Origin of the sequence: Mesorhizobium sp. M1D.F.Ca.ET.043.01.1.1 (genome assembly GCF_003952385.1) — a bacterium.
Lineage (GTDB): Bacteria > Pseudomonadota > Alphaproteobacteria > Rhizobiales > Rhizobiaceae > Mesorhizobium.
Map to the genome: position 1 here is coordinate 4,643,269 of NZ_CP034444.1, position 11,571 is coordinate 4,654,839.

The window sequence follows — 11,571 nt, forward strand, 5'->3', positions numbered from 1 at the left end:
ATCTCGTCGGCTCTAGAGCAAGGGGTCGAGAATGAACTTCTTGTCCTTGACCGGTTTCTCCGGCTCGGGCGGCAGCGGCTGTTTCGCCTTTTCCGCATCCTTGCGGGCCTCAACGGCAGCCTCGTAAGGCGTATCGAGGCCGCCCCTCCTGCCGCAGGCCGTGACGGTGACAACCGCCGCGAGCAGCGCGAGCGTCACCAAAATCCTGCCTCGGGTCATCGATCCATCCGTTCGAAACTGTTTCTTATGCCGCCGCTTTTAGCCGAGTTTTCGGCGCATTGCATCCCGGCATTACGCCTTGGCGAGCCGCTTTTTCCAGTAGCGGATCTGCTTCTTCACCTCGGACGGCGCGGTGCCGCCGAAACTGACGCGGCTCTTCACCGAATTCTGCACGGCGAGCACCGAGAAGATGCCCTCGGTGATGCCAGGATGGATCGAGCGCAGGTCCTCCAGCGAAAGCTTCTCCAGGCCGACCTTCTTCTCCTCGGCAAGCGCGACGGCGCGACCGGTGACGTGGTGGGCCTCGCGGAAAGGGAGGCTCAGATTGCGCACCAGCCAGTCGGCAAGGTCGGTCGCGGTGGCGTGGCCGGCGCCGGCCGCCTTCTTCATGGCGGCGGCGTTCACGGTCATGTCGCGCACCATGCCGGTGGTGGCGGCCAGCATCAGGTCGAGCGTCTCGGCGGCGTCGAAGACCGATTCCTTGTCCTCCTGCATGTCCTTGCCGTAGGTCAGCGGCATCCCCTTCATCACCGTCAGCAGGCCAACGAGGTGGCCGTTGATGCGGCCGGTCTTGCCGCGCACCAGCTCGGCGGCGTCCGGGTTCTTCTTCTGCGGCATGATCGAGGAGCCGGTGGAGAAGGAATCCGAGAGCCGGACGAAGCCGAATTGCGGCGTCGACCAGATGATGATCTCCTCGGCGAGCCGCGACAGATGCGTGCCGCAGATCGCGGCGACGCCCAAGAACTCGAGCGCGAAGTCGCGATCGGAAACGCTGTCGAGCGAATTGCGCATCGGCTCGCGGAAGCCGAGCGCCTTCGCCGTCATGTGGCGGTCGATGGAAAAGCTGGTGCCGGCAAGGGCAGCGGCGCCCAGCGGGCTTTCGTCCATGCGCTCGATGGCGTCCCGGACGCGCGAGAGGTCGCGGCCGAACATCTCGACATAGGCCATGCAATGATGGCCGAAGGTCACAGGCTGCGCGGCCTGCAAGTGGGTGAAGCCCGGCATGACGGTAGCGGCATGCTCCTCGGCGCGTTCGAGGAAAGCGGCGATCAGATCCTTCAGCGCCCGGGCGACGCGCTGGCATTCCTCCTTGACCCAGAGCCTCAGATCGACGGCCACCTGGTCGTTGCGCGAGCGGGCGGTGTGAAGCCGCCCGGCGGCCGAGCCGATCAGGTCGGCCAGGCGCGCCTCGACATTCATGTGGATGTCTTCGAGCCTGGTCGAGAATTCGAACCCGCCGTCTTCGATCTCTTTCAGGATCGTGTTCAGGCCGTGAGCGATTTTTTCTTGATCGGCCGCCGAAATAATGCCCGTTTGCGCCAGCATCTCGCTGTGGGCGATCGATCCGCGGATGTCCTGCGCGTAGAGTTTGCGGTCGAAGGAGATCGACGCGTTGATCGCTTCCATGATCGCGGCGGGACCCGAGGCAAAACGTCCGCCCCACATCTGGTTGCTGGCCTTCTTGTCGCTCATCGCTATATCCCGTGCTCCGGAGCAGTTCTTAAGAAAATGGCAGACGGCAATAAATTCTTCCCGGCCCCGCGCCTCATCCTCGCCGCCCTGGTGGCGGGCGTGCTGGCCGGCGCGGTCGCGGTATATGTCAACGAGAGCGGTTCTGGCAACAACGCCCCGCCCCAGGCCGCCGCGAGTACCGACGGCAAGGACGACGTCGCCTGCAAGGCCAAGGCCGAGCATGCCAAGCAGGTCGCGGCAAAGGCGGTCGGCCAGGTGGCGGCACTGCAGCCGGCGGACCCGCCGCAATCGCTGAAGAGCCTTGCCTTCAACGGCCCCGACGGCAAGCCGATGACCATCGCCGACCATGCCGGCAAGACCGTGCTGCTCAATCTCTGGGCGACCTGGTGCGCGCCCTGCCGCGCCGAAATGCCTGCGCTCGATGCGCTGCAGAAGGAAAAGGGCGGCAACGCCTTCGAGGTCGTGGCGGTCAATGTCGACACCGGCGACGACGCCAAGCCGAAGAAATTCCTCAAGGAGATCGGCGTCGAGACGCTCGGCTATTACCGGGACCCGACGATAGCTCTGTTCAACGAGGTCAAGACGCGCGGGCTGGCGCTGGGTTTGCCCGTCACCATGCTGATCGACGGCGAAGGCTGCCTGATCGCACATATGAACGGCCCGGCGGAATGGTCGAGCCCCGACGCCAAGCGGCTGGTGGAAGCAGCGGTCGGCCCGTCAGGCTGAGCGCGATGCCGCGGCCGGCTCCAGCATGAGGATGCTGCCGCCGCGCGATGCGACGCGATCGTTGGCCGCCGGCGCCGGCACGCCGGTCAGTTCGCTGAAGGTTTCGATCGGGCCGGGCCTGCCGAGATAGTATCCCTGGCCGATCTCGCAGTCCTCGGCGTCGAGGAAGCGCAGTTCGTCCAGCGTCTCGACGCCTTCGGCCAGGACCGGCAGGCCGAGGCCTCGCCCCAGGCCAAGCACCGCACGCACGATGGCCGCGACCTGACCGTTGCGGTCGACCGATTTGATGAAGGAACCATCGATCTTGATCTTGTCGAAGGGGAAGGCGCGCAGGTTGGACAGGGACGAATAGCCGGTTCCAAAATCGTCCATCGCGACGCGGACACCGAGCGCCTTGACCTGCCGCAAGGTGGCCAGCGCCCGTGGCATGTCCTTGATGAGCGCCGTCTCGGTCACTTCGAGCTCGAGCCGGTCGGGCGCCAGCCCGGTGCGCAGGAGGATCTCGTGCACCTTGCGGCTGAAATTCGGGTTATGGAGCTGCACCGCCGAGACGTTGACGGCGATCGTCAGCGGATTTTTCCAGCGGACGGCTTCCTCGCAAGCCGTCGCCAGCACCCATTCGCCGATCTGGGCGATGCCGCCGCTGTCCTCGGCCACAGGAATGAAAACCGACGGCGGGATATTGCCGCGTTCGGGATGATGCCAGCGGATCAAGGCTTCGAAACCGATCATCTTGCCGCTGCTGATCTCCTTCTGCGGCTGATAGACCAGCCGGAACTCGCCGCGCGCGACCGCCTGGCGCAGGTCGTGCTCCATGGCGCGCCGGTCGCGGGTCTCCACGCCCATCGAGGCCTCGAAATAGCGGTAGGTGTCCTTGCCCTCGGCCTTGGCGCGGTAGAGCGCGGTGTCGGCATGGCTGACCAGCGCCGCCTGCTCGTCGGCGTCGAGCGGGTAAAGGGCGATGCCGATGCTGGCCGACACCAGCTCGCCGCCGGGTGACAGTTGGTTCTCCTGACGCAATTTGGAAAGCACCGCCTCGGCGATCCGGCCGGCTGCCTGCGGGTCGGGAAGATTCGGGGCGATGATGGCGAACTCGTCGCCGCCGAGGCGGGCGAGCATCTGCCCGGGGCGGAGCACGCTCGAAGCGCATTGCGCCACTCTTTGCAGCACGGCGTCCCCGGCGGCGTGACCGAAAAGGTCGTTCACTTCCTTGAACCGGTCGAGGTCGAGAAGCATGAGCGCGAGCTGCCCGCCCTTGCCGTTTCCGCCCGCCGCGGCGATCTCGGCTTCGAGCCGGCCGGCGAAGCTGCGGCGATTGGCAAGCCCGGTCAGCGGGTCGAAATGGGCGAGGCGAATGATCTCCTGTTCGGCCTTCTTGCGCTCGCGGATGTCGCGCACGGCGACGACGTCGTGAGGCTTGCCGCAATAGTCGATGCTGCGGGCGATCAGCTCGACGGGGATCCGGGCGCCATCCTGGCCGCGCAGCTCGGCTTCCTGCGCCTGGCCGTGGCCGCCAGCGATGCTCGAGGCGATCCGCTCGCCGAAGAGATCGCCAAGCGTCATCGTGTTCAGCGTACCGGCGGCGATGCCGCTCAGCGCCGCGATGCTGTCGTTGGCGCTGACGATGCGGCTGCCGTCGCAGACGATCAGCCCTTCCACCGCGGCGTTCGCCAGGCCGTGCATGCGCTCGGCCTCGACGCGGTGGCGGCGGAAGCGCAGATCGATGCGCAGCGCGGCGGCCGAGAGCACCAGGATGACCAGGCTCGCCGCAGCGGCGGCGAAGGCCTGCGACATCGGCGCGATCGTGAATTTCGAGATCTCAATCGAGGAATCCGGGTAGATCGACACCGCGCCCATGGCGATGAAATGCAGCGTGCAGATCGCCAGCGTCAAAAGGACAGCTGCGGCGATCGTCGTCAGCGTCGACGGGCGGCGCAGCACGACGAGCAGCGAAAGCGCGGCAAGCGTGATGCCCGCCACCAGCGAAAGCGCGACGAGCAGCTGGTCCCAGACGATCCTGCCCTGGACCTCGAACGCGGCCATGCCGGTATAATGCATCGCGGCGATGCCGGCGCCGATCACGGCGCCGCCGACAAGGTAGTGATCGATGCCGCCGCGCATGGTGGCGATCCACATTCCCGCCGCCGTCAGGGTGACGGAGGCGGCCAGCGACAGCGCGGAAAGCTCCGCGTTATAGGCGTTGGGTATTCCCGGTGTGAAAGCGACCATGGCGATGAAATGCGTCGCCCAGATGCCGAATCCGGTAGCCGTGGCCGCAATCAACAGCCAGGCATAGCGATTTCGACTGGTCGACTGCTGGACATGGCGAAGAAGATTGACCGCCGAGAAAGACGAAATTCCGCAGATGAGCGCGGCAAGTACAACCAACCTCAGATCGTGCTCGTGCACGATGCAATTATAGACGGTCAACATCCTGCTTCACCTGATCTTCCCGCATCAATCAAGTTAAGATTGATTAAGGCCCGACGGCTGAAGAATCGATTAGTGCGGCTGCAACCGAGGCGTGTCTTTCAGGTTGTGTGGCCGGCTGCGAAGCGGCCGTCATTCAACGCGCACCGTCACCACGAGCGCGTCGTGATCGGCGGTCGGGCTGCCGTCGGGCAACAGCGCCGGCAAAGTGGCCGGCTTGGAGGCCGCAAGGCCGCGGGTGAAGAACCAGTCGATGCGGCCGACCGGCGTCGGATCGCCTGCTGCTCGGCGCTGGGTCGGCCGGTCGAGCGTGTTGGCATCGCGCCAGCGGTAACCGCGTTCGGCAAGCAGCTGGAACAGCGGTTCGCGGCGCTCGACGTCGATCAGCCGGTCGGGCTCGGCGGCGATCCGCGCGCGCCATGCGGCCGGGTCGTCGTGCCGTTCCTCATGGGTCGCGGTCAGCGTGTTGAAATCGCCGCCAATCAGCACCGGCGCATCCGCATCATATTTGTCGACGGCGTCGAGGAGGTGGCGTGTCTGGTCCGCACGTCCGGCGGGATCGATGCGGTTTTCGAGATGCACCGAGACGACGGTCACCCGGCGCTCGCCGAGCAGCACCTGGCCGCCGATCGCCATGCGTCCACCGATGCGCGGCTGGCCGCGTTCGAGCCGGAACCAGCCGCCGGCGGCATCCAGGCGAATGAGCATTGGGCGCCTGAGCGGCACGGCGCTGGTCACGGCGTTGCCGTGGAAGCCTTCCTCATTGCGGGCTTCGCCGGCCGCCGACTGCTCCGTCTCGTTGCCGGTGCCCAGCTCGACGAACTCGACGCCATAGGCAAAGGCATGGCCGAGCCGATCGGCAAGCAGGCTCAACGGATGACCGTTGCCGGAGCGGGCCATGCCCTTGTCGACCTCCGTCAGCAGCACCACGTCCGGCGCCTGGGCGGCGATCGTCTCAGCGATCGCTTGGACATGGCGAAGCCGCTCCACATTCCAGGCCATCACCGTCAGGCTTTCACCGGCGCCGTCGCGGGACGTCCTGCCGCCGATCTCGATCTCGCCCAATGCCGGAATGGCCGCGGCGTGACGCATATGGGTGGCGCTGTCGCGCGGACCTTCCCGCATCGCCTGGCGTTCGGCCATCGGCACATGGGTCAATCGCGGGACAAGCATGTCATTCATCCAATTTAGCCGGCATCCAATTTAGCCGGTTAAGCATAGCCGGTCTTTACGGCGCCTTTCGGCGCCCTAGCTTCCTAGACCGCCGATATGACGTTTTCATGCCGGCGCAATCGCCGAGGGGGAGGAGAGACTGGCTGTCCACAGGCCGCAAAGCCCACAACAGAACTGTCACATACCTTCTCTAAGAGAGCGGCAAGGACTTGCGCAAAACCTTGTGAAACTGCCACTCAAGAGGGAAAAACCATGACCATCATCAAGCGGGGCCTCGCTGCCCTTGCCGCCGGCGCGCTCAGCTCCGCGCTTGCGGCACCTGCCTCCGCAGAGCCGGTGAAATTCGATTTCTGGTTCGGCCTGTCGGGCGATCTCGCGCGCGTCGTCGACACGCTGTGCAAGAACTTCAACGCCTCGCAGTCCGACTATGAAGTGGTCTGCACCAGCCAGGGCAATTACGACGCCACGCTGCAGAACACGATCGCCGCCTTCCGCGCCGGCAAGCAGCCCACCGTCGTCCAGGTCTATGACGTCGGCACCGCCACCATGATGCTGTCGGGCGCCTACAAGCCCGCAGACAAGCTGATGGAGGAAAACGGCTACAAGATCGACTACAGCGACTATTTCCCCGGCATCGCCCGCTACTACGCGACGTCGAAGGGCGAGATGCTGTCCTTCCCGTTCAACTCCTCGACGGCGCTGATGTACTGGAACAAGGACGCCTTCGCCAAGATCGGCAAGACCGAGGCGCCGAAGACCTGGGAAGACGTCGGCGCGGACCTCAAGGCGCTGAAGGACGCCGGCTATGATTGCCCGATGGCGATCAACATCTCCGGAAATGAAAGCTGGCAGCTGATGGAGCAGTTCTCGGCCATCCACAACCAGCCGATCGCCACCAAGAACAACGGCTATGACGGCCTCGACGCCCGCCTGGAGGTGAACAAGACCAAGTTCGTCCAGTACGTCACGGACCTGAAGAAGTGGTATGACGCCGGCCTGATCAAGATCAAGTCGAAGGATCTCGGCCAGGACATGGTGCAGGCCTTCGCCACCGGCACCTGCCAGGTCATCATGAGCTCGGTCGGCGACCACGGCACGGTCGGCAAGACCAAGAAGGAAGGCATGAACTGGGATGTCGCCGAGCTGCCGGTCTATGCCGGCACCGAGCGCAAGAACTCGCTGGTCGGCGGCGCTTCGCTGTGGGTGCTGTCCGGCAAGTCGGACGCCGAATACAAGGGCGCGGCCGCCTTCCTCAACTTCATCCACGACCCCAAGACCGCCTTGTTCTGGTCGACCAATACCGGCTACATTCCGGTGACGAAGTCGGGCTTCGAGTACATGAAGTCCAGCGGTTTCTACGACAAGGCGCCCTATAAGGGCCGTGAGGTGGCGATCGCCAGCCTCACCGCCTCGGAGCCGACCGAGATCACGCGCGGCATCCGGCTCGGCAACTTCACCCAGATCCGCGCCGAGTTCGGCACACAGATGCAGGCGATCTTCGCCAACAAGGAAAGCGTGCAGGACGGCATCGACGCGCTGGTCAAGAACGGCGACGCCATCCTCGACCGCTTCCAGCAGACCTACCCGAACAAGACGCTGCCCTGATTTCAGGCATTTGCCAGGCCGCCCGCCGAGAATCGACGGGCGGCCATTCACATAGGTTCTTGATTGCGCATGTCTTTGTCCCGAAACCGGTTCCCACTTTCGGGAGACATGCTTTAGTCTGTTCACGGCAAGGCGGGCTGGCGGTTCAACGGCGTCAGCGGATCGATGGAAAAACGCGTCACTTTCGGTAGATGGACGATCGGCATTCTGTTCGCGGTGCCGCAGCTGATCCTGATCTTCACCTTCTTCTATTGGCCGGCCGGGCAGGCGGTCTACTGGTCGCTGACGCTGCAGCAGCCCTGGGGCGGCGGCAACATCTGGGTCGGGCTCGACAATTTCCGCTCGATCCTCGCCAATGCCGATTACTGGAACTCGATCACCGCCAGCCTGACCTTTGCTGCAATCAGCACCGGCCTTGCGATGGTCATCGCGCTGGTGCTCGCCACCTTGACCGACCGGCAGCTTGCCGGCTCACGTCTCTACCGCGTCGTGCTGATCTGGCCCTACGGCATCGCAGCGCCAGCGCTGGCGCTGGCGTTCCGCTTCATCCTGGCCCCGGAAGCCGGTTTCATGGCCGCCGTCAACAAGTTCTGGCCGGGCTTCTGGGATCCCGGCCTCGACGGCGCCGACGCCATGGCCTCCGTCATCATCGCGTTCTCCTGGAAATATGTCGGCTACAATTTCATCTTCTTCCTCGCCGCGCTGCAGGCGATCCCGCGCTCGCTGATCGAAGCAGCGGCGATGGACGGTTCGGGTGTCGTCCGGCGCTTCTGGGACATCCAGTTTCCGCTGATCACGCCGACGATCTTCTTCCTCCTGGTCATCAACATCACCGAGAGCTTCCAGGATTCCTTCGGCATCGTCGACATCATGACCTCCGGCGGTCCGGCGAACGCGACCAACCTGATGGTCTACAAGATCTATTCCGACGGCTTCAGAGGTCTCGATTATTCCGGCGCGGCAGCACAGAGCATTATCCTGATGCTGCTTATCATCCTGCTGACCATCGTCCAGTTCCGCTTCATCGAGCGGCGCGTGCATTATCGCTGAGGCGGCCATGGTCGAGCGCACCCCGATCCTCAACTTCTTCACGCATCTGATCTTGTTCGCCGGCTTCGTTTTCTGCGTGGCCCCATTCGTCATCGTAGCGATCGCGGCCTCGCATAATCTGAAGGACGTCAACGACGTGCCGATGTCGCTGCTGCCGGGCAGCGACTTCTGGATCAACATCAAGACGGCCTGGACGACGGCCGACCTCGGCCCGAAGCTTCTCAACAGCTTCATCATGGCGGCGGGCGTTGCCGCCGGCAAAGTGATCATTTCAGCGCTCACCGCCTTCTCGATCGTCTATTTCCGCTATCCAGGGCGGACGCTGATCTTCTGGTTGATCTTCGTCACGCTGATGCTGCCGCTCGAAGTGCGCATCGTGCCGACCTATGCGGTGGTGGCCAACGTGCTTTCGCCCTATCAGGCGATCATGGACGTGACCGGACTCTCCTGGCTGATCGAGAAGATATCGGGCGTGCAGGTCTCGCTCAGCCTCGGGCTGCTCAATTCCTATACCGGCCTGATCATGCCGCTGATCGCCACGGCTACCGGTACCTTCCTCTACCGCCAGTTCTTCCTGACGGTGCCGGACGAACTGGCCGAAGCCGCGCGCATGGACGGCGCCGGAGCGCTGCGCTTCTTCATCGACATCCTCCTTCCGCTGTCGCGCAACAACATGGCGGCGCTCGGCACCATCATGTTCCTGTGGGCCTGGAATCAGTATCTGTGGCCGCTGCTCATCACCACGGATCAGTCGCATGCGACCGCGGTGACAGAGTTGAAGCAGCTCATCCCCAATGTCGGCGGCGCACCGGAATGGCATATCGCCATGGCGGGTACGCTGATCGTGATGCTGCCGCCGCTGATCGTCGTCGTGCTGATGCAGCGCTGGTTCGTGCGCGGCCTCATCGCCACCGAAAAATAAGGAGACAAAAAATGGCCTCCATCACCATCCGCGACGTCCGGAAGAGCTACGCCAAGATGCAGGTCGTGCACGGCGTCGATCTCGACATCGCGTCGGGCGAGTTCGTCGTCATCCTCGGGCCGTCAGGCTGCGGCAAGTCCACGCTGCTTCGCATGATCGCCGGGCTGGAGGAGATCTCGGACGGCACGATCGCCATCGACGGCGCGGTGGTCAACAAGCTCGAGCCGCGCGAGCGCGGCTGCGCCATGGTGTTCCAGAACTACGCGCTCTATCCGCATATGAGCGTCGCCCAGAACATCGGCTATTCGCTCAAGGTGGCAGGCGTTCCGGCAGCCGAACGCGCCCAGCGCATCCAGGCCGTCGCCCGCATCCTGGAGCTCGAGCACCTGCTCGACCGCAAGCCGATGGCGCTTTCCGGCGGCCAGCGCCAGCGCGTCGCCATGGGCCGCGCCATGATCCGCGAGCCCAAGGTTTTTCTTTTCGACGAACCGCTCTCCAACCTCGACGCCAAGCTGCGCGTGCAGATGCGCTCGGAAATCCGCAAGCTGCACCGGCGCCTCAGCGCCACCTCGGTCTTCGTCACGCACGACCAGGTTGAGGCGATGACGCTGGCCGACCGGCTGGTGGTGATGAATGGCGGCCGCGTCGAGCAGGTCGGCACACCGGCGCAAGTCTACAGCCGTCCGGCGAGCCGCTTCGTGGCGACCTTCGTCGGCGCGCCGGCCATGAACATGCTCGAAGGCGAGGTCACGCTCGAAGGCCTGTCGCTGCTCGCCGGCGGCCGCAAGCTAAACGTATCGCGCGCGGGTCTTCCCGTGGGCTCGAAGGTTGCGGTCGGCGTCCGGCCCGAGGCCGTGCGCATGGTAGCGCCGGGCACGCCCGGCGCGCTCGCCGCAACGGTCGATCTGGTCGAAGAGCTCGGCGCTGGCCGGGTCGTCTATGTCGATCTCGACGGCGCGCCGTTCTCGGTGGTCACCTCCGAGACCGTGCATCCAGAGCCTGGCAGCGCGATCGGCCTGCAGTTCGCGGCGAGCGACCTGCATTTCTTCTCATCGGAGACCGGAAGCCGGCTCGACGTGTTCAAGGCCTCGGTGCCGGAGCCTGCACTCTAAGGGCGGTCCTTGCACGGCCGGCTTTGCAAAATTTGATCGAGGGTTCAGGGAATGAAGATCATTCAGGTCACCGACGTTCATCTCGGCCGTCAGCGCGAGGTACGATTTGGCGCGAACCTGAATGAGCGGCTCGATCGTTGCATCGACCACATCAACGCCCGCAATGGCGATGCGACGCTCTGCGTCTTCACCGGCGACCTGACCGACGACGGCGAGGCCGAAAGCTATGCCGACCTGAAATCGGCGCTGAGCCGGCTCACCGTGCCGTACCGGCTGCTGCCCGGAAACCACGACCGGCGCGCCAATCTGGTCGCTGCCTTCCCGGAAAACGGAACCGACGGCAATGGCTTCGCGCAGTCGGTCTTCGAGACGCCCGAGGGCCGGCTGGTGTTTATCGACAGCCTGGCAGAAGGCCGCGTCACGGGAGAGCTGTGCGACGACCGGCTTGCCTGGTTGGACGCGCGGCTCGCCGAGGCGGCGGGCAAGCCTGCCTATCTCTTCCTGCACCATCCGCCGGTGGAACTCGGCCTGACGATTCTCGATCCGCTCGGCCTTGAGCAGCCGCAGCGGCTCATCGACGTGCTGACGCGCCACGGCAATGTCCGCTATATCTTCTTCGGCCATGTCCATCGCGACATCGCCGGTACGGTCGCCGGCATTCCGTTTTCGGCGCAGCGCGGCCTGCATGCCCGCTTCATGCTCGACCTGATCGGCGAGGAAGTGGTCGAGCAGGCGCCGCCCGCCTATTCGATCATCCTGATCGACGGCCAGCGGGTCGTCATCCATAGCCACGATTTCCTGGAGCAATGGCCGCTCTGGTCGCCGGCGACAGGCGAGCGGGTGCGGTAGAGCAACCGCGCC

The 11,571-nt window shown here is 64.6% G+C and carries 10 protein-coding genes; 6 read left to right on the forward strand and 4 right to left on the reverse strand.

Annotated elements, in window-relative coordinates; translation table 11 throughout:
• Positions 1–12: 12 nt before the first annotated feature.
• Positions 13–219 (reverse strand): lipoprotein, encoded by a 207-nt coding sequence (locus EJ067_RS22455; protein ID WP_126087419.1) that lies wholly within the window; start codon positions 217–219, stop codon positions 13–15.
• A gap of 72 nt (positions 220–291) precedes the next feature.
• Entirely contained in the window at positions 292–1,692 is a 1,401-nt protein-coding gene (argH, locus tag EJ067_RS22460; protein ID WP_126087420.1) for an argininosuccinate lyase, read from the reverse strand.
• A gap of 36 nt (positions 1,693–1,728) precedes the next feature.
• On the opposite strand from argH, the gene EJ067_RS22465 reads away from it, so the two are divergent.
• Complete coding sequence (locus tag EJ067_RS22465) at positions 1,729–2,418, forward strand: TlpA disulfide reductase family protein (protein WP_126087421.1); 690 nt, start codon at positions 1,729–1,731, stop codon at positions 2,416–2,418.
• On the opposite strand, the gene EJ067_RS22470 is transcribed toward EJ067_RS22465, so the two are convergent.
• Positions 2,410–4,851 carry an EAL domain-containing protein gene (locus EJ067_RS22470; RefSeq protein WP_126087422.1) on the reverse strand — a complete coding sequence of 814 codons (2,442 nt, stop codon included), beginning with the start codon at positions 4,849–4,851 and terminating at the stop codon, positions 2,410–2,412. The genes EJ067_RS22465 and EJ067_RS22470 overlap by 9 nt on opposite strands.
• Positions 4,852–4,980: 129 nt before the next feature.
• Entirely contained in the window at positions 4,981–6,021 is a 1,041-nt protein-coding gene (locus tag EJ067_RS22475; RefSeq protein ID WP_126087423.1) for an endonuclease/exonuclease/phosphatase family protein, read from the reverse strand.
• A gap of 252 nt (positions 6,022–6,273) precedes the next feature.
• Here EJ067_RS22475 and EJ067_RS22480 point away from each other — a divergent pair, with 252 nt between their 5' ends.
• From EJ067_RS22480 to EJ067_RS22500, 5 genes are all read left to right on the forward strand, one after another.
• Positions 6,274–7,626: an extracellular solute-binding protein gene (locus tag EJ067_RS22480; protein ID WP_126087424.1), complete on the forward strand. Its 1,353-nt coding sequence runs from the start codon at positions 6,274–6,276 to the stop codon at positions 7,624–7,626.
• Between the two features lie 165 nt (positions 7,627–7,791).
• The gene (locus EJ067_RS22485) at positions 7,792–8,676 is read left to right on the forward strand and encodes a sugar ABC transporter permease (protein ID WP_126087425.1); all 885 of its coding nucleotides are present in this window, start codon (positions 7,792–7,794) and stop codon (positions 8,674–8,676) included.
• Positions 8,677–8,683: 7 nt separating this feature from the next.
• A complete protein-coding gene (locus tag EJ067_RS22490) occupies positions 8,684–9,598 on the forward strand; it encodes an ABC transporter permease subunit (RefSeq protein ID WP_126087426.1) in 915 nt (304 codons plus the stop codon).
• An 11-nt stretch (positions 9,599–9,609) separates the two neighbouring features.
• Positions 9,610–10,710: a sn-glycerol-3-phosphate ABC transporter ATP-binding protein UgpC gene (gene ugpC, locus EJ067_RS22495; protein WP_126087427.1), complete on the forward strand. Its 1,101-nt coding sequence runs from the start codon at positions 9,610–9,612 to the stop codon at positions 10,708–10,710.
• A 51-nt stretch (positions 10,711–10,761) separates the two neighbouring features.
• On the forward strand, positions 10,762–11,559 hold the full coding sequence (locus tag EJ067_RS22500) for a phosphodiesterase (RefSeq protein ID WP_126087428.1): 798 nt from the start codon (positions 10,762–10,764) through the stop codon (positions 11,557–11,559).
• The last annotated feature ends 12 nt before the right edge of the window (positions 11,560–11,571 follow it).

Excerpts from the sequence above, each read along its gene's own strand:
- EJ067_RS22455 (WP_126087419.1), bottom strand. The coding sequence starts at position 219 with ATGACCCGAGGCAGGATTTTGGTGACGCTCGCGCTGCTCGCGGCGGTT.
- argH (WP_126087420.1), bottom strand. The coding sequence starts at position 1,692 with ATGAGCGACAAGAAGGCCAGCAACCAGATGTGGGGCGGACGTTTTGCC.
- EJ067_RS22465 (WP_126087421.1), top strand. The coding sequence starts at position 1,729 with ATGGCAGACGGCAATAAATTCTTCCCGGCCCCGCGCCTCATCCTCGCC.
- EJ067_RS22470 (WP_126087422.1), bottom strand. The coding sequence starts at position 4,851 with ATGTTGACCGTCTATAATTGCATCGTGCACGAGCACGATCTGAGGTTG.
- EJ067_RS22475 (WP_126087423.1), bottom strand. The coding sequence starts at position 6,021 with ATGCTTGTCCCGCGATTGACCCATGTGCCGATGGCCGAACGCCAGGCG.
- EJ067_RS22480 (WP_126087424.1), top strand. The coding sequence starts at position 6,274 with ATGACCATCATCAAGCGGGGCCTCGCTGCCCTTGCCGCCGGCGCGCTC.
- EJ067_RS22485 (WP_126087425.1), top strand. The coding sequence starts at position 7,792 with ATGGAAAAACGCGTCACTTTCGGTAGATGGACGATCGGCATTCTGTTC.
- EJ067_RS22490 (WP_126087426.1), top strand. The coding sequence starts at position 8,684 with ATGGTCGAGCGCACCCCGATCCTCAACTTCTTCACGCATCTGATCTTG.
- ugpC (WP_126087427.1), top strand. The coding sequence starts at position 9,610 with ATGGCCTCCATCACCATCCGCGACGTCCGGAAGAGCTACGCCAAGATG.
- EJ067_RS22500 (WP_126087428.1), top strand. The coding sequence starts at position 10,762 with ATGAAGATCATTCAGGTCACCGACGTTCATCTCGGCCGTCAGCGCGAG.